This window comes from Cupriavidus taiwanensis, assembly GCF_900250075.1.
In the GTDB taxonomy this organism is placed as follows: domain Bacteria; phylum Pseudomonadota; class Gammaproteobacteria; order Burkholderiales; family Burkholderiaceae; genus Cupriavidus; species Cupriavidus taiwanensis_C.
Genome location: NZ_LT977070.1, coordinates 3,382,167 through 3,403,394, shown reverse-complemented (window position 1 = coordinate 3,403,394; position 21,228 = coordinate 3,382,167). Strand labels below are relative to the sequence as shown.

Genomic DNA, 21,228 nt, shown 5'->3' with positions numbered 1-21,228 from the left:
TGCAGTAGAATCGCGGTCTGCATCCATATGCCGGCTTAGCTCATCAGGTAGAGCAGTTGATTTGTAATCATCAGGTGGCGGGTTCGAGTCCTGCAGCCGGCACCAGAATTGAAAGACGGGCTACGCATTGCGTAGCCCGTTTTGTTTTGGCGGTGTCCGAGGCGTTGTCACAGCGGTAGCCGGCCACACTGGGCGTCGACGTCTTATTTCCGTCGTTTCACGCCGCCATCCCGTCGATTCCCGGCACTCGCATATCAGCCCCCGTGGGCCAGTGGTAACCTGCGCCCAATCGCCGCCCCAACCACCCACCCGTGCCTTTCCCCCACTCCCGCCTCTGGCGCGCCGCCCCCGAGCAACGTGCCTATGAAGAAGCCCGCCACCGCGTGCGCGCGTTGCGCTTCTTCTATCTGCACGCCATGGTCTATGTGGTGGTGAACGCGATGCTGATCGGCTTCCATCTGATGGGATCGTCGCATCGGCCCTGGGCCGGTGGTCCGCTGATGGGGTGGGGGATCGGCCTGGCAGTGCACGGGATCATGACCTGGGGACGTGTGGGCCTGCTGGGGCGGCGGTGGGAAGAGCGCAAGATTGCCGAATACATGGCGCAGGAACAGGTGCGCACGCTGTCGACGGAGAAGCAGCTGGTCGAGGCGCGCATGAAGCTGCTGCAGGCGCAGATCGAGCCGCACTTCCTGTTCAACACGCTGGCCAACGTGGTCAGCCTGATCGAGCCCGCGCCGCAGAAGGCGACGATGATGCTGGAGCATTTCATCGCCTACCTGCGCGTGTCGCTTGCCGCCAGCCGCGCGACGCAGGGCACGGTGGCGCAGGAGGCGAAGCTGCTGCGCGACTACCTGGCGCTGATCCGCATTCGCATGGGTGAGCGGCTGCATTACACGGTCGATGTCGACCCGCAACTCGAACCGATGCCGCTGGCGCCGATGTTGCTGCAGCCGGTGGTCGAGAATGCGATCAAGCATGGCCTGGAGCCGAAGATCGAAGGCGGGCGGCTGCTGGTCCGGCTGGAGCGGCGCGGCGCGCGCATGCTGGCGACGATCGAGGACGATGGCATGGGTTTTCGGCCATCGGCTGGTGCAGGCGTTGGGCTGTCTAACCTGCGCGAACGGCTGGCGGTGCTGTATGACGGCGACGCCCACGTCAGGATCGAAGAGCGCTCGCCCGGCACTGCCGTACTGATCGATCTCCCGCTGCCGACTGCATCCTGAACCGGAGACGCCCGATGACGCCAACCGCCCTGATCGCCGATGACGAAGAGCACCTGCGTGCATACCTGCGTGGCAAGCTGCAGCGCCTGTGGCCGGAGTTGCAGATCGTTGCCGAGGCGACCAACGGCATCGAGGCCGCAGACGCCATTGCGCGGTTGTCGCCGAGCGTTGCCTTCCTGGATATCAAGATGCCCGGCCTGTCCGGGCTGGAAGTGGCGCAGGGCATCGAAACCGATACGCGGCTGGTGTTCGTCACGGCCTATGACGAATTTGCGCTCGATGCGTTCGAGCGCGCCGCGGTGGACTACCTGGTCAAGCCGGTCAGCGAGGAACGGCTTGGCCGCACCATCGAGCGCTTGCGCAAGGCGTTGCAGGAGGCGGCGCCCCTGCCCGAACTGGCGCAGCTGCTGAACCAGCTGACCCGCGCCCAGCCGCGCGCGGAAGGTGGCGGGCAGTTGCGATGGATCCGGGCCAGCCGCGGCAATACCACCAGCCACGTGCCGATCCAGGAGGTGATGTACTTCCAGAGCGACGACAAGTATGTGGTGGTCCATACCCGGGATGGCGAGCACCTGATCCGCACGCCGCTGGCGGAACTGATGGCCGCCCTGGACCCGGAGGTGTTCTGGCAGATCCACCGCTCGTCCATCGTCAATATGGAATACGTGGCCGGCACGCGGCGCGACGAGTCAGGCCGGCTCTTTGTCAGGATGCGCGGCAGCGATGCCGAACTGCCGGTGTCGCGCGCCTACATGCATCGGTTCCGGCAGATGTAAGCCGGCCGGTGTCATTGGGCGCCGGCCACAGGGCCGGCTAGTGCCGATCCATGAATTCCTGGATCTTGCGCTGTTCCCAGTCCCGGCCGCGGCGCGACAGCCGGCTCCAGACCAGCAAGCCGTGCAAGGCCAGCCCCAGGCCCCAGGCCAGCGTGGTGGTCAGCGGCCAGGGCCAGCTGGTGGTGGCGTAATGCGACCACGGCGGCGACGGGAAGTAGAAGAAGCGGAACCACAGCCACGCATTGACCACGGCGTAGACCAGCAGGTGGATATACCAGCCGCGCAGGGCGCGCACCATGCGGCGCGCGCGCCAGTAGGCCATGGCGTTGGGATCGTTGGGCGGGAAAGCGTGGTGCATGGGATACCCCGTTATCAGTAAGGTTGGCATGCGACAGGTATAGGCCACTACCCGGCGTCGCTCCAGGCCCATGGGCCGAATCGACGAATTTCGTTCGTCATTGGTTACGCGCACCGCGTGAATGTCGGCCGCTTTGCCCCTGCCTTAGCCTGATTTCCTGCGCCCGCATCACGCGGCGCCCGTTGCCGGGAATACCCGCATAGGAAAAGCCGAAGCGTCGCTCATAATCATGATAATTATGATCATAAATAGTCAGCCATGAGTTCCAAGCCTGCGCCACAGATAGAGGGCAGCAAACGCGTGAAGCGTTCGGACCAGGTGGTCAGCGATATCAAGCGCTGGATCGTGCAGACGCACCAGAAGGTCGGAAACAAGCTGCCGCAGGAAGCGGCCCTGATCGAACAGATGGGCGTGGCGCGCGGCACGGTGCGCGAGGCGCTTGCCTCGTTGCAGGCGCAGGGGCTGGTTAAGGTCAGTACGGGGCCGAACGGCGGCGCCACGCTGACGCAGCCGCCGTATGAGCGATGCCTGGAGGCGGTCTCCAACTTCCTGTACTTCCAGTCCGTAGACATTGTCACGCTCTACGCGCTGCGCCGCGCGGTGGAACCGGAACTGGCCGCCAATGCCGCCTTGCGCCTGACCGATGCCGACATCGACGATCTTGAAGCCCTGGTCGGATTGAGCCACCCGGAACATGGCGGCAGCGCGGACTGGAACGAGCGGCGCGAGGCCGACCCGCTGTTTCACGATCGCCTCGCCGACGCCTGCAGCAGTCCGATGCTGGCGCTGTTCTGCCGCCTGCTCAATGACATCATCCGCCGTGTCATCGTGGTACGAAACGCGCAAGACGATTTCAGCGACTTCGATGAAGAGATCTTCCACAGCCACAGCGCGCTGATCGAAGCCTTCCGGTCGCGCGACCCGGAACGTGCGCGTGCCCTGATGCAAGAGCACATGGCGCATGCGGAAGCGCTGGCCCTGGAAGCCGAATCCCGGGTGGATCGCGGAAGCTTGCTGATGAGCCCGGGCGACTGATTCCCTGACGCGCCAGCGTCCCCCCTTTTTCTGCACACCCAACCGCCAGCGTCGCAGCCGACACGGCGGGTGGGATTCCTATCGCCTGAATCCTGGGAGCCCTGACGTGAAACCTGTTGAACCGCTTTGGCGCTGGAGCGCTGTCGATATTGCCGATGCCGTGCGGCGGCGCGAGATTTCCTGCCGCGAGGTCACGTCCAGCGTGCTGGAGCGCATCGAAGCCCTTAATCCGAGACTCAACGCACTGCCGGAGGTGCTGGCGCACGAGGCGCTGGCCAGTGCCGATGCCGCCGACCGAAAGGTTGCCGAGGGCGCCGAGCTGGGGCCGCTCCACGGCGTGCCAGTCACGATCAAGATCAATGTCGACCAGGCCGGCCATGCCACCACCAATGGCGTGATTCCGCTGAAGCACAACATCGCGCACGAGGACGCGCCCGTGGTGGCGCACTGGCGCAGTGCCGGGGCCATCATCGTCGGGCGCAGCAATACGGCAACCTATTCATCGCGGTGGTTTACGGAAAACGGCCTGCATGGGCGCACGCTCAACCCGTGGAATGCGGATATCACCCCCGGTGGCTCCAGCGGCGGCGCCGCGTCTGCCGTCGCTGCCGGCATGGGGGCGCTGGCGCATGGCAATGACATCGGTGGCTCGATTCGCTATCCGGCTTATGCCTGCGGCGTGCTCGGCCTGCGGCCAACGGCAGGGCGGGTGCCGGCGTACAACCCGTCGGCCACCGCCGAGCGCAGCATCACGCCACAACTGATGTCCGTGCAGGGCCCGCTTGCGCGCAGCATTGCCGACCTGCGGCTTGGCTACCACGCCATGGCCCGATACGACGCGCGCGACCCCGCCTGGGTGCCGGTGCCGCTGGAACTGCCGCTGCCACAGGGGCCGATCCGCGTGGCGTTGTTCAGCCGCTGTCCGGGCATTCCCATCGATCCCGCGGTCAGCGCAGCGCTGGACCGTGCCGCGCACGGGCTGCAGCAAGCGGGCTACGCCGTCGAGGAAGCCTGCCTGCCCGACTTCCTGGAAGCGGCGGCGCTGTGGCGCACGCTTACGGTCGACGACAGCCGCCGCAACATCATCGCAGGTGTGGACCAGCATGGCGACGAAGCGATGCGGCAAAGCCAGCGCAACATGCTGGACGGGATGCAGGAAACCGATCGCGATGGCTTTCTCGATGCGCTGGCACGGCGCCAGGCGATCGCCCGCAACTGGTCGCTGTTCATGCAAACGTATCCGCTGGTGCTGATGCCGGTGTCGTGGCAGCGCCCCAGCGTGCAGGACGCGGATATCCGCTCTCGCGAAGAAAACCGGGCCTTGCTCGACGCCCAGAGCCCACTGCTGGCAACGGCGTTGCTGGGCATGCCGGGACTGTCCGTGCCGACAGGCATGGCCGGTGGCGTGCCCGTCGGCGTGCAGCTGATGGCATGGCGCTTCCGGGAGGACCTGTTGCTGCGCGCCGGCGAGATAGTTGAAGACGCGGCGCGCTTTACCCCTTTCACCCACGTGCAACCCGGCATCTAGACTCAGGAGCTTGCCATGAACGATCGCAGTCATGCTTACGCCCCACAGCTTTCGCGCCGCGCCATGCTGGCGGCCACCGCCGCAGCATTCTGCACCGGTGGCTTGCTCTCCCGGGCCGCATGGGGGCAGACCGTATCGCGCCTCATCGTGCCGTTTCCGCCGGGCGGGCCGGCCGACTACATGGGCCGCCTGCTGTCCGAGAAGCTGAAAGACGCCATGGGCCGTACGGTCATCGTTGAAAACCGCCCCGGTGCCGGCACGCGCGTGGCCGCGGAATTCCTGAAGAACGCGCCCGCCGACGGCAACACGGTTCTGCTCGCACCGGTCGATCCGATGTTCATCGGGCCGCTGATCTACAGCAATATACGTTTCAACCCCGCCACCGATTTCACGGCGATCACCGATGTGACCGGCGTCCAGTTCGGCATAGCGGTCAGCGCCAGCTCACCGATCAGGACGCTGGCGGACTTCATCAACGCCGCCCGGGCCAGACCGGCCGAGTATGCGATCGGCATCAGCACGGTTGGCACGCTGCTGCACTTCCTGGCGGTGGAGTTTGTCAGCCAGTCCCGCACCGGCAGCACGCTGGTGCCATATCGCGGTGGCGCGGCGATGGCGACGGAAATGATGGGCAACCAGATCGCGGCAGGCATGGACGCCATCACCACCTTTACCGAACTGCATCGCGGCGGCAAGCTGCGCGTGCTGGCCGTGGCAGGCGAAAAGCGTGCCGATGCCTTGCCCGATGTGCCGACCTTTGCGGAATCCGGCTTTCCCAACCTCGTGACCTCGTCGCGCTACCTGCTCTATGTCCGCGCCGGCACGCCGCCCGAGGTGGCGACGCAGTGGTATCAGGCCGTGCGCAAGGTCCTAGCCATGCCGGACGTGCGCGACAAGCTGGCGCGCGCCGGCTATGACATCCTGCCCGGCGGCACCACGGAAGAAGTCGCCAGGTATGCCGGCGCACTCTCCGCACGCTGGACGCCGGTGATCAAGGCGTCGGGCTTCAAGGGGGATTGATCGGCGCGCACGGGTGCATGTGGCAGGCAGCAGGCGCAGCCGCTCAGGTAGCCACTCAGGCAGCCGCTCAGGCAGCCGGGCTGGCTGCCCGGTCTTGCCCTGACAGCGCACGCCGGACCGCTTGCCCCCGCGGCAGCGGTGCCACGGCGCCGTAGCCCGTGGTGGCCAGCGCCGCCGCCACGCCGGCCCATCGCGCGGCGGACACCGGGTCATCGCCGGCAACCAGACGCGCCAGATAGGTCCCGTCGAAGCAATCGCCTGCACCGGTGGTATCGACCGCGTCGACGCGGTACGGCGCCACGACGGTCAGCTGCACGCCGTCGGATACCAGGCAGCCCTGTTTGCCCAGCTTTAACACCACCTGCCGTGCGCCCATGCGGTGGCACCACGCCACGATGCCGGCGGGATCGTCGATGCCCGCAAGCAGACGCACGTCGTCAAGGCTTGGCAGGAACAGGTCGCACAGGGGAAGAGTGGCGACGATTACTTCCCGGGCGCGCTCCAGGGGCCAGAGCGCCAGGCGCAGGTTGGGATCGTAGGACACCTTGGTGCCAGCCTGGCGCGCAATGCGGACGGCCTCGCGCACGGTACGCGCGGCGGAGTTGCTGATCGCCTGGCTGATTCCCGAGACATGGAACCACGTGGCCCTTTCAATCATTGCGACCGGCAGGTCCGAGGGCTGCAGCCGGCTAGCGGCGGAACCCGCGCGCCGATAGGTGAAGGCGTGGCCCTCCGGCCCGTGATGGACGAAGTAGAGGCCGGTAGGTGCCGAAGCGTCGATGACGACGCCGCTGGTGTCGACGCGCTCGGTGCGCAACAGGTACAGGCACATGCGGCCGAATTCATCGTCGCCCAGCCTGGTCAGGTAGGCGCACCGCGCCCCCTGGCGTGCCGCGGCGATGATGGCGTTGGAGGTATCGCCGCCAAAGCCCTGCACATAGGTGCGCGAATCGCGCGGGCCGGCGTGGTTGAACTCCACCATGGGCTCGCCGAGCGCGACGATGTCGAAGGTCGCCCGCATCTCAGGCGTCCTCGCCCAGGTCGAGCAGCACCTTGCAGCAGGCGCGCGGGTGGCTTTCGGCGAGGTCGAAGGCGCCGGCCACGTCGCGGAAGTTGATCTGGTGCGTGACGATCCGGCCCGGGTCCACCAGCCCGCGCGTGATCCAGTCGATCACGGTGGGAAACATCGCGCAGTTCAGGCGCGAGGCGTACAAGGTAAGTTCCTTGCTGGTCAGCGCCTGCTGCGGCACGGCCGACGGCGTGGCGGAAAACCCAAGCACGCCGATGCGGCCTGCCGGCGCGGCCAGGGCCACGGCTTCCTCGAGGATGGCGGGATGGCAGACCGCGTCGTAGATCAGTGTCGGCCCCCCCGCCACGCCGCGCCGTTCGAGGGCGCGGGCCAGCGGCTCGCGCGCGGTGTTGATGATCTCGTCCTCTTCCGCGCCGCAGCCGCGCGCCAGGGCCAGCCGTTCATCGACATGGTCGGTGATGAAGGTGCGGACGCCATACACGCGCTTCAACACCTGCAGCAGGTTAAGGCCGACCGGTCCCGCACCGTAGATCAACGCCACATCGCAGGGCAGCACGCCGGTGCGATGGGTGGCGTTGGCCGCCACGGCAAACGGCTCGATCACCGCGGCACTGGCGGTGGGCATGCTGTCGGGCACCGTGTAGGCGTTACGTGCCGGCACGCATACGAATTGGCTGAAGCCGCCATCGCGGTGCACGCCGATCACCTGGAGCCGCTGGCAGACATTGTGCCGGCCGATGCGGCAGGCATGGCACTGGCCGCAACTGATCACCGGATCCACCACCACCCGCTCGCCGATGCGGTTGTTGCCGACGCCAGCGCCGACCGCATCGATATGGCCGGCGAACTCATGACCGATCACGCGCGGATACGTCGCGAACGGATTCTTGCCATGGAAGATGTGCAGGTCCGAACCGCAGATGCCGGCGAGGCGGACGCGCACGCGCACCTCGCCTTCGGCAGGGCATGGGTTGGGCCGCTCGCGCACGGCCATGCGATGCGGTTGCTCGACGACGATGCTCAACATGCTTGCTCCTTGTTCCGGTCAACTGATGCGGCGGCTACCAGTTCCACATCGCACCGTCGCGCAGCCGCGCCACCGGCAGGTAGGCGCGCTCGTATGGATAGCGGGCCGCCAGCGCCTCGTCGATATCGACGCCAAGGCCGGGCACGTCGTCCATCACCAGGTAGCCGTCCTCCAGCCGATAGTTGTGCGGAAACACCTCGTCGATCAGCGCGCCGTGCGGCATCAGTTCCTGGATGCCGAAGTTCGGCGCCCACAGCCCGAAGTTGACTGCCGCCGCCATGCATACCGGCGACAGGTCGGTGGCGCCGTGGAAGCCGGTGCGCACCTGGTGGATTGCGGCGAAGTCCGCGATGCGGCGCACATGCGTGATGCCGCCGGCGTGGACGATGGTGGCGCGGATGTAGTCGATCAGCTGATGGCTGATCAGCTCCTTGCAGTCCCACAGGGAATTGAAGATCTCGCCGGCCGCGAGCGGCGTGGTGGTGTGCTGGCGGATCAGCCGGAATGCCTCCTGGTTCTCCGCTGGCGTTGGATCTTCCAGCCAGAACAGGGTGAAGGGCTCCAGCGCCTTGCCGAGGCTGGCCGCTTCGATCGGTGTCAGCCGGTGGTGCGCATCGTGCAGCAGATGCGGGCCGAAGCCGACGGCCTCCCGCACCTTGCGGAACAGTTCGGGGGTGTGGCGCAGGTACAGCACCGTGTCCCAGGGCTCCTCCGGCGGCAGGCCCTTCTGCGCAGGTTCATAGTGGCCGGGTTGGGTGCCGACCCCATACACCTTGGACAAGCCCGGCACGCCCGACTGCACGCGAATCGCCTTGTAGCCCTGTTCGATATGGCGGTGCACCGCGTCGATAGCCTCGGCGTGGTCGCGCCCGGTGGCGTGACCGTACACCATCAAGCCATGGCGGCTGCGCCCGCCCAGCAACTGGTACACCGGCATGCCGGCCAGCTTGCCCAGGATGTCCCACAGCGCCATGTCGATGGCCGCGATGGCGGTCATCGTGACCGGACCACGCCGCCAGTAAGCGCCGCGGTAGAGGTATTGCCAGAGGTCCTCGATCCTGCGCGGATCGCGGCCTATCAGGCACGGAATCACATGCTCGTCCAGGTACGCCTGTACTGCCAGCTCGCGGCCGTTGAGCGTGGCGTCGCCCAGGCCGTACACGCCTGCATCGGTCACCACCTTGACCGTCACGAAGTTGCGCCCCGGGCAGGTGACGATGGTCTTTATCTGTTCGATCTTCAAAGGGTGTCTCCGGCCGGATCGTCGTTGTCTTAGCCCGATGGCGCCGCCTGTTTGCGGAACGCCAGCATCGGTGTGGATGCGGCCAGAGTACTGCGGGCCGAATGCGGCGGAGTACGGCCGATTCCGCAATCAAATGCAGCCTTTGCCGTAGTGAATGGCGAAAGCACCGCACGTTGGACACCACGGCTGCGTGCAAACTTCCTCGCATCGAAGACAACGCCGGATGCACGCACGATGCTGCTGACAACTGACTTGCCGAGGTACCGCCGATGAGGCTCACGCAACGCAACTGTTGCCGCGCCAACCCTGAAGTGCAACAGCCCGGCTACGATCGCAGCCGCTTGTCGCGCGGCGTGCTGCATGTGGGACTCGGTGCGTTCCATCGCGCGCACCAGGCGCTGTACACCGAGGCCGCGATCCGCGCCGGGGACCGCCGCTGGGGCATTGTCGGCGTCAGCCTGCGCGAGCCCCGCACACCGCGCACGCTGGCGGCACAGGACTTCCTGTATTCGGTGACCGAGTGCGAAGGCGCGGCGGCCACGACGCGCATCGTCGGCGCCGTGGTGCAGGCGTGGTATGCCCCGCATGCCCAGGAGGAGGTGCTCGGCGCGCTGGCTGATCCCGGCATCGCCGTGGTGACCTGCACCGTGACAGAGAAGGGCTACTGCCAGCATCCGTCCAGCGCCGACCTTGACACGCAACACCCCGATATTCGACACGACCTGGCGCATCCCGACGCGCCCAGAAGCACGCTCGGCGTACTGGCTGCCGGACTGCGCCGTCGGCCCGCCGGGGCGCCGCTGAGCATCGTCTGCTGCGACAACATGCCAACCAACGGCGACACGCTGCGCAAGCTGCTGGCGCAGTACGCAGCGCTGACGCAGCCCGCGCTGGCCCGCCGCGTGCGCGACGACGTGGCGTTCCCCAACACCATGGTGGACCGCATCGTCCCCGCCGCCACGCCGGCATCGCGCCGCGACGCGCAGCGCCGCCTGGGTTTGCGCGACGAGGCCGCGATCGTCTGCGAAGCCTTCACGCAGTGGGTGATCGAGGACCGCTTCGCCGGGCCCAGGCCGGCATGGGAGGCGGGCGGCGCGCTGATGACCGGCGATGTCCGGCCGTTCCAGGCGATGAAGCTGCAGTTGCTCAACGGCACGCATTCCGCCATCGCCTATGCCGGGCAACTGCGCGGGTTGCCGACCGTTGCCGAGGCCGTGGACGATCCGCTGGTGGGCGCCTTCGCCCGCGGTGTGATGGCTGACCTGCGCGCCACCGTACAAGCGCCGCCCGGGTATGACGTCGCTGCTTACAGCGAGGCCTTGCTGCAGCGCTTTCGCAATGCCGCACTCGACCATCGCACCGCGCAGATTGCGGCCGACGGCACGCAGAAGGTGCCGATGCGCTGGCTGCCCGCCTTGCGCGCCAGCGCCGGGACCGAGCGGCCGTGGCTGGAACGCGCGCTCTCCGCCTGGCTGCATTGCCTGCGCAGTGGACGCAGCGATAGCGGCCAGGCGCTTGCATTCGACGACCCGGGTGCGCCTGCGCTGGCAGCGTGCCTGCGGGGCGCGCACAGCGATGCCGACGCCGTTGGCAGGGCGCTCGCGCACACGCCAGTATTTGGCAGCGAGCCGTGGCCGGCGCCGCTTGCGGACCGCCTGGCCTCGCATCTGTCGGTTCTGCGCCTTGGCGGCGCCGCCGCACTGCTGTCGTCCTGAACCATCCCCACCCGACAACAAGGAGACCACCGCACCATGGCTGTTCCGCTAACCCGCCGCCGCTTTGGCGCGCTTGCCGTCGGCACGCTGGCAATGACACTGCCGGCCGCACATGTACTGGCGCAGGCCGCTTCCATCCGCCTCAAGTACGGCACCGCCTTTCCCGCCGACCATCCGGGCACGCTGCGGATCCAGCAGGCGGCGGTGGCGATCCGCCAGGACACCGGCGGCAAGGTCGACCTGCAGGTCTATCCCAACAGCCAGCTGGGCAGCGAGCCCGACATGATCGCGCAGGTGCGAACCGGTGCCATGGATTTCATGTCGACGGCCGGCACCAACCTGCAGACCCTGGTGCCGACCGCCGGCATCAACGGCGTGGCCTTTGCCTTCAAGGACTACGCCACGGTCTGGGCGGCGATGGACGGCGACGTCGGTGCCTATGTGCGTGCTGCCCTGGGCAAGGTGAATCTGCACGTCTTCGACAAATGCCTGGACAACGGTTATCGCAACATCACCTCGGCAAGCCGGCCGATCAACTCGCCGGCGGACCTGAAGGGCTTCAAGGTGCGCGTGCCGGGCATCCCGCTGTGGATTTCGATGTTCAAGGCACTCGGCGCGTCGCCCACGGCCATCCCGTTCGGCGAGCTCTATTCGGCGCTGCAGACCCGTGTCGTCGACGGACAGGAGAATCCGCTGGCGCTGATCCGCAGCGCCAAGCTCTATGAAGTGCAGAAGTTCTGCGCGCTCACCGGACACACCTGGGATGGTCACTTCATCTTCGGCAACGCGAAGAAATTCCGGGCGCTGCCGGCTGAAGTCCAGGCCGCCATCACGACACATTTCACCGCGGCGGCGCTGAAGCAGCGCGAGGACATCGCGCGCCTGAATACCGATGCGCAAGCCGAGCTGAGCCGCCTCGGCATCGTCTTCAACCAGCCCGATCCCGCGCCGTTCCGTGCCTTGCTGCAAGGCGCCGGCTTCTATGCCGAATGGAAGAAGAAGTACGGCGACGAAGCGTGGTCCCGGCTGGAGAAATATGCGGGCCGTCTCGCATGACGGCTGGCACTAACGATAAAGAAGGAAAGGAGACATCGATGGAGCACACCGCTGAAGCCATTGCGCCGGCGCCATTGGCGTGGTCAACGCCGTCAGCCGCCGCGGCGTGCTGGCGCCGCCTGATGGCCTGCGTGGTGGAGGTGCCGGCTGCGCTGATCGTGCTGGCAGAGATCCTGTTGCTGGGCGGCGGCGCGTTCGCGCGCTACGCCCTGCACCAGCCGGTGCCCTGGACGGATGAACTGGCCAGCATCCTGTTCCTGTGGCTGGCGATGCTCGGCGCCATCATCGCGCTGGACCGCGGTGCCCACATGCAGCTGACCACCTTTATCAAGGCCCTGCCGCCGGCCAGGCGCGCCTGGGTGGATGCGCTCGGCATGTGGCTCGTGGTGGCATTCCTGTCGCTGTTGCTGCGGCCGGCGTGGGAGCATCTGACCGAGCACCTCGAGGTGTCGACGCCGACGCTGGAGATCAGTGAAGGCTACCGCGCCGCCGCGGTGCTGGCCGGCGTCGTGCTGATGCTGGTGGCGGCCATCCTGCGCTTGCTGTCGGCGCACTGGAAGCCGGTGGCTGCGACCGGCCTGATGGTGGCATTGTGCGGCGGCCTGCTGTGGTTGCTGTCGCCGACGCTGATGACGCTGGGCAATATCAACCTGGTGATCTTCTTCCTGCTGATGCTGGTCGCATGCGTCGCGATCGGCGTACCGATCGCCTTCGCCTTCGGCCTGGCCACGCTGTGCTACCTGTCGCTGTCGACCGCCACGCCGCTGTCGATCATTCCGAATCGCATGCAGGAGGGCATGTCGCACCTGATCCTGCTGGCGGTGCCGCTTTTTGTCTTCCTGGGCGCGCTGATCGAGATGACCGGCCTGGCGCGCGCGATGATCCACTTCCTGGTCAGCCTGATCGGCCATCTGCGCGGTGGCTTGCAGTATGTGCTGCTCGGCGCGATGTATATCGTCTCCGGCATCTCCGGTGCAAAGGCCGCCGACATGGCCGCCGTGGCGCCAAGCCTGTTCCCCGAAATGAAGCGGCGCGGTGCCAAGGACGGCGACCTGATCGGGCTGCTGTCGGCCTCGGGCGCGATGTCCGAGACCATCCCACCCAGCATCGTCCTGATCACGGTGGGATCGGTAACGGGGGTGTCCATCACCTCGCTGTTCATCGGTGGCCTGATGCCAGCGGCGGTAGGCTTGGTGATGATGTCGCTGGTGGTCTGGTTCCAGACCCGCAAGGAAGACATGAGCCGAGTACCGCGGCCATCCCGCCCGGCGATCGTGAAGGCGCTGCTGGTGGCGCTGCCGGCGCTGGCGCTGCCCGTCATCATTCGCACCGCCGTGGTGGAGGGCGTGGCCACTGCCACCGAGGTATCCACCATCGGCATCTTCTATGCGGTGGTGGCAGGGGTCCTGGTGTACCGCCAGTTCGACTGGCGCCGGATTTACCCGATGCTGTTGGACACGGCGGCACTGTCAGGGGCGATCCTGCTGATCGTGGGCTGTGCCACCGCGATGGCCTGGGCGCTGACCCAGTCCGGCTTCGCGCAAGACTTGGTGGAAATTCTGTCGGCCGTTCCCGGCGGCAAGACCGGCTTCCTGCTGGTGTCGGCGCTGGCGTTCGTGATCCTGGGCAGCCTGCTCGAAGGCATCCCCGCCATCGTGCTGTTCGGGCCGTTGCTGTTCCCGATTGCGAAGCTGGTCGGCGTGCATGAGGTGCATTACGCCATGGTCGTGATTTTCGCGATGGGGCTGGGGCTGTTCGCGCCGCCGTTCGGCGTGGGGTTCTATGCTGCCTGCGCGATCGGGCGCGTGTCGCCGGACGTGGCGATGCCAAAGGTGTGGCCGCATATGGCGGCGCTGTTTGTGGCGCTGGTGCTGTTGACGTTGGTGCCTTGGTTTTCGATTGGGTTTTTGTAATTGGGCTTTACTTGGCTCGGCGCTCAGGGGGCGGGCCTTAGCGCCCCGCAGGGGGCATCGGTGAGCGCGCCGTTGTAGCGGAGGAGCACATAGAATTTTTCCCTCCCGCTTGTTTGCGCCCCTCTCCCGCTTGCGGGAGAGGGGCGGGGGAGAGGGCCGGCGCATCAACGAAGTCACCAACGCAACGAACATCGAAGGTGTACCACTATCTGGATAGCGGCCTCAGGGACCGACGGCACGACGATGGTACGAAATCCTAAGGCGCTCTACGGTCTGCATCGACCGCTGTCCGGTAGTGGGGCATGCAGGAGTCTTATGCAGCAACGCTTCCGCCACTGCTTTGCGGCTCCAACTTGGATGCCCATCCTGACTTTACAGTGCGTAGCACGATCTTCTGCTTCTCCGCGCGCTCGATTGCGTTGATGCGCTCAATCACTGAGGCAATCGGTGCATTGCCTTCCGCGCGGGCCAGGTAAAGGAGGCGCACCAGTTTGTCGGCCCAGCTAGGCAACTTGCCGGTCTTCTCCCAACGCGCTACGGCCTGCTCATTGTTGCCGAGCAATTTCGCCAGACCGGCTTGCGACTGCATCAAGCCTGCGCTGCGGATATAGCGGAATTCCGTACCGGTGAGAGGGGAGGGTTTTTTGGCCAGGGCCAGGCAAATGGCGACGCAGAGACCATCTAGATTCTCGATAGACACGCCTTCGCCATAGGGCGTGTTATGAACCTTGTAGCCATTGACCAGCCACACGTTCTTGAGGCCGCCGTCTGTGTAGTGGTACATCTTCTTACCTCTTGGTCACATCCATCACCGTAATGACAGTCAAGTCGGACGCTGGGTAATCGACCAGGACAACGACGCCAACGTTGATCCCCGAAACATAACGCTCCATCACGCAGCGAAGGCCGGGTGTCCGCATGTCAGGCTCCGGTTCGCGCGAAATCAGGCCTTTACGAAGCGCTTCGAGAACCATCGGGTCGTTGATCATCCGCAGCCGCATTCGGTCTCGCGCATGAGCCGCGAACACAATGTTCGACGTTTCCATAGCACATGCGTGAATGTGCTTTTCCAACTGACGTGTCGACGGGTGCCTCACTGGGTCACCTATTATTTTGATAGGTTGAAGTGTATCCCAGTTTCACGCTTCCCGGCGCTCAAAGCGATAGGACACTTCGCATTCGGCCTGACTTCGTGTAAGCCTGATCAGCTAGTCCGCCCCTCTCCCGTAGTCAGTCGGAAGAGGGGGGCAAACAAGCGCAAGGAGACGTGCTTAACCGCAATGCCAACCATTCGTGCCGGCAAGCGGTCTGCATCAAGAGGCCGGCAGATCGTCCTCCAGCACCCGCTCCAACTGCGCCTTCACCAATCCCAACAGGCAAAACGCCGCAAAGCCGCCTTCCCACCATTCACTCTGCTGCTCCAGCAAGGCAAGTACCCCATCAATGCTTGCTGCCACCGCCAAGAGACTGTACCGCGCCGTAGATAGATCGATTTCCGACATAGGACCTCCAATCGTTGCATGAAGGTCCGCCGCGCGACGCAAGAGGAGGGCGGCGGGCCTGACGACGAGGGTGGAAACCGGTGCTTGCCCCAATCCCGGTCAGCCTGACGGCTGCCTCGCCCGGCCCGCCATAAAGCTGAGTGGCGCGCGTACGCGGATGCGGGCAATCGCAAGAGCGATTGCCGCAGGGGTAGGCATTCGAGTTTCCACACTCGGTCACCGTTGTTCGATGACAGCCCCAGTCTCCCGCGCCACGGCACGCGGCGCGATAAGACAGTTCGCAATCCGATACGGACGCCGCATGCTGCCCGAGCCTCGCCCGCTAGCCAATAGCCGAAATGCTAAGAGCACATTCGAAACGAAAATTCGTCCCGTTGAAGGGAAAGAAAGGCTCCCGGTATTTGATCGAGATGAATATCGCGCTTCGAATCCGGATCCCGCCGTTGATTTCCTTTAGATGCAGGGGCACAAATAGCCGATTGCTAAGCGCCGAAGTCGCAGTAGCGCGTGCGAACAACATGGCGGTTTGACGGATCGGGACATGGACACTGCAAGCCTCTACCAACATCTCTTTTCCTCTACTCATCGTCTGTATGCGCTGGATGGAGAAGGGCCGCTCGATCGCGATCTGTTCGTGTTCTATGAGAATGTCTCGTTCCGTCGCGCATCTTGCCTCGTGAACCTCCCGAACCACCTGGAGCGAGCTAATCCTTCTCTGAACGGCCTAGTGGACCGTTATCACGCTTACGCCTACGCGCAAGTACTGCTGTTCGATCAGCCCCAGTTCCCTGACGCGTCGGGCACGCTGCAATTCAAGCCAGAGGAATATCAATGGAAAAAATAAGGCCAAGGCGCAAGATATTGAGCGGACATTGGATAGCACCATTGCTCTTGGCAATCAGCTTAAGTGCTCATGGTGGGGAGAATGATGAAGAGTCCTTAGGGAAAGGAATGCAGCGCTACGTGATACCAATCAAAGATTGCGCGTTAGCGTTCGTGGCTAAGGGCGGCGGAGAGGCCAGGGTAGATGAAACGGCCTCGCTGCCAATGGGTTGGTTTCGTCACGACAAGTATTATCCCAAGGGCCGCTACGCACGTGAGATGTATTTTTCGATCAGCTGCCATCCCGGGAACGCAAAGACGATATGTCCCGAGCTAATGGAGGCATATCGCGGCGATGACAAGGACTATGCCCGGGATGTACAACTCCGGCGCATTGACGAGCTGAACCCCCATTACTACAGCGAAGCGTACATCTACACATGGAGCGCAGTGGCGCCCCCTCGGCGTCGGACATTGGCCTTCTGCATGGGGGATGAGCATCGGGCAGTGATGACTCAGAACGGCGACTGGCTGTTGGGCTACGATCCGCGTGAGATCACCGCAACACGGGGCAAGCCGATCTTGAAACGATCAGAGCAGGCACTCCCCGACGTCCTGGCCATCATCCGCTCAATGCGGTTCGTCCCAGACCCATAGCCAAAGCGACACCAATCCCCCTCAATCCACCAACCCCATCAACGCCTCCCGCGCCTCCCGCCTCAACTTCTCCAAATCCAACCCCACCACCGCCCCATCCCGCACCACCTGCCGCCCCCGCACCAGCACATCCCGAACCGGCGTCGGCTCCCCCGCCGCGACCGGCGCCGTACCGATGTCATGAAACCCATGAAACCGCAGCCCGCTGACGTCATAGATCGCCAGGTCCGCCGATTGTCCCGGCGCAAGCGTGCCGATACCGGGCAGCCCCAGAACCTGCGCCCCGCCGGCAGTGCCCCAATGAATTACCTCCTCCACCCGCGTTTGCGCGGCGCCGCCGAGCGCGCGATGCACCAGCCACGCAAAATTGGCCTCATGCACCATGCTGCCCGACTCGTTGGAAGCGACCCCATCGACGCCGAGTGAAATCGGCACGCCCGCATCCGCCATCGCCCGCACTGGCGCGATACCGCTGCCGAGCCGCGCATTGCTGACCGGGCAATGCGCCATGCCGGTGTTGGTCACGGCCAGCATGCGGATCTCTTCCGGGTTGACCGTGACGAGGTGCGCGAACCAGACATCGGGCCCCAGCCAGTCGTGGTCGGCGACGAACTGGACCGGCGTGCACTGGTATTTCTCGCGGCAGAACCTGACGTAGTTGTCGGTCTCGGACAGGTGCGAATGCAGGCGCAGGTCCATGCCGCGGCCAAAGGCGGCGAGTTCGCGCAGCAGGGCGGGCGGCAGCGAGAAGGTGGGTGTGGTCGGGGCCACCACCACGCGGCGCAGGCCGTCGGCGGCGGGGTCGTGGTAGCGTGATTTCAGCCGTTCGATATCGGCCAGCATTTCGTCCAGCGTCTCGGGCACCAGCGCGGTGGCGCGCATGCCGGGATGATCGGAGGCGGACTGGATCGCGCCACCGCGGCACAGCACCAGGCGCATGCCCAGTTCTTCGGCCACCTCGAACAGCACGTCGCCGGTCTCCGCGCCGTGGCCGTGGTGATACAGGTAGTGGTGGTCGGCGCACGTGGTGGTGCCGGACAGCAGCAGCTCCGCCATGCCCAGGCGCACCGCGGTGCGGAAGATTTCGGGGGTGAAGCGCGCCAGGCGCGGGTAAGCGACGGCCGCGAGCCATTGCTCGAGTCCGGCGTTCATGCCGCTGGGCACTGCCTTCAGCAGGTTCTGGAACAAATGATGGTGGGTGTTGACCCAGCCGGGGTAGACCACGCAGCCGCTGGCGTCGAGCAGGGCTTCGCCGTCGTGGCGGGGCAGGCCGGTGCCTATCTCGGCGATGCGGCCGTCGCGGATGCGGATGTCGGCGGCGCCGGCACGCGCGGCGGCGCCCGCGCGGCCGGTCATCACGGCGGCGGCGTTGCGGATCAGCAGCGCGCCGGCCGGCGCGTTGGTGGCGGTGGTGGCGGTGGTGGCGTTGGTGTTGTGCACCATGTTGTCAGACCCCTTGGACGTTGTCGGCACTGGCGGGCAGCTCGTCGGCTTCACGGGCTGGCAGGCCGTTGAGAATCAGGTTGAGGACCACGGAAACCACGCAGGCGATGATCACGCTGCTATGGACGAAGGGCTGCAGGAAGCCGGGCAGCTTCTCCAGCATGCCGGGCAGCATCACCGGCATCATTGCGCAGCCCAGCGTGATGGAGACGATGGAGAGGTTGTTGGGATTGCGCTCGTACTCCACCTCGCCCAGCGTCTTGATGCCGGCGGCGACGACCACGCCGAACATCACCATGGTGGCCCCGCCCAGCGCCGCGGCCGGGATCGATGCAAACAGCGCGCCGATCTTGGGCACCAGCGCCACCGCGCACAGCATCACGCCGCAGGTGGCGACGACCCAGCGGCTGCGCACGCCGGTGACGATCACCAGCCCCACGTTCTCCATGAAGGCGATGTACGGGAACGCCGCGAACATGCCGCCGATGGCGCTGGCCAGGCCGTTGGCGCGCAGGCCGCGGGTGGCGTCGCGCTCGGTCAGCGGGCGCTTGACGATGTCGCCGACGGCGACGAACAGGCCCATCGACTCGACCATCTGCACCACCATCACGATCACCATGGTGGTGATGGCGCCGATGTTGAAGGTGGGCATGCCGAACGCAAACGGCGTCACCATGGTGAACCACGGCGCGCGCGCGACTTCATCGAAGCTGCCCATGCCCAGCATCCACGCCACCGCGCCGCCGGCCAGCAGGCCGATCACCACCGACAGGTTGCGCACCAGTTCGCCGCCGTGCCGGTTGATAAGCAGGATCAGTGCCACCACGCCGAAGGCGACCAGGAAAAAGATGGGCGCGCCGAAATCCGGCGCGCCCCTTCCGCCTCCAAACCAGTGAAACGAAACCGGGAACAGCGACAGGCCAACCGCGGTGATGGTGCAGCCGCTCACCACCGGCGGGAAGAAGCGCTTGAGCTTGCCGATCACGGGCGCCAGCAACATCGCGATCACGCCGGCGGCGATGATGGCGCCGCAAACGCCGTTGAAGCCGAGCGCGGGATCGGTGCCGATGGCGATGACCGGGCCCACGGAACTGAACGCCACGCCCTGCATCAGCGGCAGGCGCACGCCGAACTTCCAGAAGCCCACGGTCTGCAGCAGCGTGGCGATGCCGGAAGTGAACAGCGCGGTGCTGATCAGCATGGTGGTCTGCGCCGGCGTCATCTTGAGCGCGCCGGCGACGATCATCGGCACCGCGATGGCACCGAGGTAACTGACCAGCATGTGCTGGAAGCCGAGCGACGCCATGGCGCGTGCCGGCAGGATCTGGTCGACGGGGTGAACCGCTGCTTGCATGATGTGGTCTCCTGCCGCGTGCTGGGGAAAAGTGCGCCATGCCGGCGGCGGCTGGCCCGGTCTGTGGTTGCCGGGCTCGGTCCGTCACGGTGCCATGCGCGGCGCATCGCCCACGCATGCCTTGCACAGTAGTGATGCGCGGCACGCCGTCATAGCGTTATTGCGAAGGCCGTGGCACGGAGCCGCAAGCGGGCTTGCAAAATTGCGCCGGGGGGATCAGGGGTTTCCCTTGGGTTGCGTGAGGGCAGGGGTGGCAATACGATGGATGCGCTGGTTTGCTCCCCTCTCCCGCGCGCGGGAGAGGGGTTGGGGGAGAGGGCCGGCGTGTGCAAAAGCGAGGTGGTATGTATGGCTGTGCCTTGCGCCGGTGGCTTTTGATCTGCATCGCAATTGCCAGCTCCTGCCCTCTCCCCCGCCCCTCTCCCGCAAGCGGGAGAGGGGAGCAAACAGTCGGATGTTGATGGAGCGGTAGCCGTTGATCCGTTCACTTTTTGTCCAACGCCATGTCACCCACTGCCGGATGGTTTGCCGCACCCTCCCGTTCGCCCCTTGGCCGCGGCGGGGACCTCGATCGCATCCAGTCGCTGTCCGGCCGCGTGTTCGGGCCAACCCGGCTGCGCGCGGCGCAGGACGATGCGGCGCTCGATGCGCGCATCGATACCAGCACCGTCGGCCGGCTCACGCTGGTGACCATCGCCTACAACCAGGCGGTGCAGATCGAGCCGCAGCCGAACAAGGACGAGTTCGTGATCCAGACCGTGCTGGCCGGCGGCTGCCGCGTGGAAACGCCGCGTGGCGCGATGCGGATGCCGCCAGGAGCGACCTTTGTGTTCTCGCCCACCGTGCCGACCACGCTGTCGCTGGATCCGGGCTGCGAGCGTTTCAGCGTGGTGATCCGCCGCCAGCTGATCGAAGAGGCATTTCGCCACCAATTCAGCTTCGAGCCGCCGGCGCCGATCGAATTCGACATGCAGCCAGTGGCGGACGATGGCCGTGCCGAGCGCTGGCAGGCGCTGGTGGGCTACCTGCGCGCGGAAACCAGGGTGCGGCGCGAAGGCGGCGGCGTGCCGGCGGTCGATGCCAGCATCGAGCGCATCGTGCTGTCGACGCTGCTGCTCGACCGCTTTGCCGCCGACGGCAATATGCTGCCGCGCCGCTTCGAAGCGGTGCTGCCTGACTACGTGCGCCATGCGATTGCCTATCTGCGCGCCAACCTGGACCAGCCGCTGACGCTGGAGCAGATCGCCGCGCATTGCGGCGTGTCGGCGCGCACGCTGCAGCTGGGTTTTCGCAAGAGCAAGGACACCACGCCGATGGAGTACCTGCGGCTGCTGCGCCTGCATGGCGCGCGCGCCGACCTGCAGCGCGCACGGCCCGAGAAGGGCATGGTCGGCGCGATCGCGCTGCGGCACGGCTTTAGCCACCTGAGCCTGTTCTCGCGCGAGTACCGGCGCGAGTTCGGCGAGCTGCCGTCGCAGACCTTGCGCACGGCAGCGTCGCAGCGGGACTGACGGCAAGCCAGT

20 protein-coding genes and 1 tRNA gene are annotated in these 21,228 nt (G+C 65.8%); 12 read left to right on the top strand and 9 right to left on the bottom strand.

Annotation, left to right across the window (positions count from 1 at the left end; genetic code table 11):
• Nucleotides 1-29: 29 nt before the first annotated feature.
• The 3 genes from CBM2588_RS15870 to CBM2588_RS15860 all read left to right on the top strand — a co-directional run bounded on the left by CBM2588_RS15870 (nucleotide 30) and on the right by CBM2588_RS15860 (nucleotide 2,002).
• Nucleotides 30-105 (top strand) — tRNA-Thr (locus CBM2588_RS15870).
• Between the two features lie 206 nt (nucleotides 106-311).
• Nucleotides 312-1,226, top strand: a complete 915-nt coding sequence (locus CBM2588_RS15865; RefSeq protein WP_115681292.1) for a sensor histidine kinase — start codon at nucleotides 312-314, stop codon at nucleotides 1,224-1,226.
• Between the two features lie 14 nt (nucleotides 1,227-1,240).
• Nucleotides 1,241-2,002, top strand: a complete 762-nt coding sequence (locus CBM2588_RS15860; RefSeq protein WP_115681291.1) for a LytR/AlgR family response regulator transcription factor — start codon at nucleotides 1,241-1,243, stop codon at nucleotides 2,000-2,002.
• Nucleotides 2,003-2,039: 37 nt separating this feature from the next.
• Here CBM2588_RS15860 and CBM2588_RS15855 read toward each other — a convergent pair whose 3' ends face one another.
• Nucleotides 2,040-2,360 (bottom strand): 2TM domain-containing protein, encoded by a 321-nt coding sequence (locus CBM2588_RS15855; protein WP_115681290.1) that lies wholly within the window; start codon nucleotides 2,358-2,360, stop codon nucleotides 2,040-2,042.
• Nucleotides 2,361-2,678: 318 nt separating this feature from the next.
• On the opposite strand from CBM2588_RS15855, the gene CBM2588_RS15850 reads away from it, so the two are divergent.
• The 3 genes from CBM2588_RS15850 (at nucleotide 2,679) to CBM2588_RS15840 (ending at nucleotide 5,943) form a co-directional block, all read left to right on the top strand.
• Nucleotides 2,679-3,395, top strand: coding sequence for a FadR/GntR family transcriptional regulator (locus CBM2588_RS15850; protein WP_231942149.1), 717 nt, complete (start codon nucleotides 2,679-2,681; stop codon nucleotides 3,393-3,395).
• A 106-nt stretch (nucleotides 3,396-3,501) separates the two neighbouring features.
• On the top strand, nucleotides 3,502-4,923 hold the full coding sequence (locus CBM2588_RS15845) for an amidase family protein (RefSeq protein ID WP_115681288.1): 1,422 nt from the start codon (nucleotides 3,502-3,504) through the stop codon (nucleotides 4,921-4,923).
• A 15-nt stretch (nucleotides 4,924-4,938) separates the two neighbouring features.
• Nucleotides 4,939-5,943: a Bug family tripartite tricarboxylate transporter substrate binding protein gene (locus CBM2588_RS15840; protein ID WP_115681287.1), complete on the top strand. Its 1,005-nt coding sequence runs from the start codon at nucleotides 4,939-4,941 to the stop codon at nucleotides 5,941-5,943.
• 67 nt (nucleotides 5,944-6,010) lie between these two features.
• On the opposite strand, the gene CBM2588_RS15835 is transcribed toward CBM2588_RS15840, so the two are convergent.
• Genes CBM2588_RS15835 through manD form a run of 3 tightly spaced genes read right to left on the bottom strand, consistent with a single transcriptional unit; the run spans nucleotide 6,011 to nucleotide 9,243 of the window.
• Nucleotides 6,011-6,964, bottom strand: coding sequence for a sugar kinase (locus tag CBM2588_RS15835; RefSeq protein ID WP_115681286.1), 954 nt, complete (start codon nucleotides 6,962-6,964; stop codon nucleotides 6,011-6,013).
• 1 nt (nucleotide 6,965) lies between these two features.
• Nucleotides 6,966-8,000 (bottom strand): Zn-dependent oxidoreductase, encoded by a 1,035-nt coding sequence (locus CBM2588_RS15830; protein WP_115681285.1) that lies wholly within the window; start codon nucleotides 7,998-8,000, stop codon nucleotides 6,966-6,968.
• Between the two features lie 34 nt (nucleotides 8,001-8,034).
• On the bottom strand, nucleotides 8,035-9,243 hold the full coding sequence (manD, locus tag CBM2588_RS15825) for a D-mannonate dehydratase ManD (protein WP_115681284.1): 1,209 nt from the start codon (nucleotides 9,241-9,243) through the stop codon (nucleotides 8,035-8,037).
• A gap of 269 nt (nucleotides 9,244-9,512) precedes the next feature.
• Here manD and CBM2588_RS15820 point away from each other — a divergent pair, with 269 nt between their 5' ends.
• The 3 genes from CBM2588_RS15820 to CBM2588_RS15810 are packed head-to-tail and all read left to right on the top strand — an operon-like array spanning nucleotide 9,513 to nucleotide 13,927.
• Entirely contained in the window at nucleotides 9,513-10,958 is a 1,446-nt protein-coding gene (locus CBM2588_RS15820; RefSeq protein WP_115681283.1) for a mannitol dehydrogenase family protein, read from the top strand.
• 36 nt (nucleotides 10,959-10,994) lie between these two features.
• A complete protein-coding gene (locus tag CBM2588_RS15815; protein ID WP_115681282.1) occupies nucleotides 10,995-12,014 on the top strand; it encodes a TRAP transporter substrate-binding protein in 1,020 nt (339 codons plus the stop codon).
• Between the two features lie 38 nt (nucleotides 12,015-12,052).
• The gene (locus CBM2588_RS15810) at nucleotides 12,053-13,927 is read left to right on the top strand and encodes a TRAP transporter large permease (protein WP_115681281.1); all 1,875 of its coding nucleotides are present in this window, start codon (nucleotides 12,053-12,055) and stop codon (nucleotides 13,925-13,927) included.
• Between the two features lie 313 nt (nucleotides 13,928-14,240).
• On the opposite strand, the gene CBM2588_RS15805 is transcribed toward CBM2588_RS15810, so the two are convergent.
• From CBM2588_RS15805 to CBM2588_RS15795, 3 genes are all read right to left on the bottom strand, one after another.
• Nucleotides 14,241-14,711: a hypothetical protein gene (locus CBM2588_RS15805; RefSeq protein WP_115681280.1), complete on the bottom strand. Its 471-nt coding sequence runs from the start codon at nucleotides 14,709-14,711 to the stop codon at nucleotides 14,241-14,243.
• Between the two features lie 4 nt (nucleotides 14,712-14,715).
• On the bottom strand, nucleotides 14,716-14,973 hold the full coding sequence (locus CBM2588_RS15800) for a DUF4258 domain-containing protein (protein ID WP_115681279.1): 258 nt from the start codon (nucleotides 14,971-14,973) through the stop codon (nucleotides 14,716-14,718).
• A 267-nt stretch (nucleotides 14,974-15,240) separates the two neighbouring features.
• Nucleotides 15,241-15,429 carry a DUF1484 family protein gene (locus tag CBM2588_RS15795; RefSeq protein ID WP_115681278.1) on the bottom strand — a complete coding sequence of 63 codons (189 nt, stop codon included), beginning with the start codon at nucleotides 15,427-15,429 and terminating at the stop codon, nucleotides 15,241-15,243.
• A gap of 541 nt (nucleotides 15,430-15,970) precedes the next feature.
• Here CBM2588_RS15795 and CBM2588_RS15790 point away from each other — a divergent pair.
• Nucleotides 15,971-16,273, top strand: coding sequence for a hypothetical protein (locus CBM2588_RS15790; RefSeq protein WP_147298417.1), 303 nt, complete (start codon nucleotides 15,971-15,973; stop codon nucleotides 16,271-16,273).
• Between the two features lie 41 nt (nucleotides 16,274-16,314).
• Complete coding sequence (locus tag CBM2588_RS15785) at nucleotides 16,315-16,908, top strand: hypothetical protein (protein ID WP_197717963.1); 594 nt, start codon at nucleotides 16,315-16,317, stop codon at nucleotides 16,906-16,908.
• A 21-nt stretch (nucleotides 16,909-16,929) separates the two neighbouring features.
• Here the strand turns inward: CBM2588_RS15785 and CBM2588_RS15780 are convergent, their stop codons facing one another.
• The gene (locus tag CBM2588_RS15780; protein WP_115681276.1) at nucleotides 16,930-18,351 is read right to left on the bottom strand and encodes an amidohydrolase family protein; all 1,422 of its coding nucleotides are present in this window, start codon (nucleotides 18,349-18,351) and stop codon (nucleotides 16,930-16,932) included.
• A 4-nt stretch (nucleotides 18,352-18,355) separates the two neighbouring features.
• Nucleotides 18,356-19,705, bottom strand: a complete 1,350-nt coding sequence (locus CBM2588_RS15775; RefSeq protein WP_115681275.1) for a nucleobase:cation symporter-2 family protein — start codon at nucleotides 19,703-19,705, stop codon at nucleotides 18,356-18,358.
• A gap of 503 nt (nucleotides 19,706-20,208) precedes the next feature.
• Here CBM2588_RS15775 and CBM2588_RS15770 point away from each other — a divergent pair.
• Nucleotides 20,209-21,216: an AraC family transcriptional regulator gene (locus CBM2588_RS15770; protein WP_115681506.1), complete on the top strand. Its 1,008-nt coding sequence runs from the start codon at nucleotides 20,209-20,211 to the stop codon at nucleotides 21,214-21,216.
• Nucleotides 21,217-21,228 lie beyond the last annotated feature (12 nt).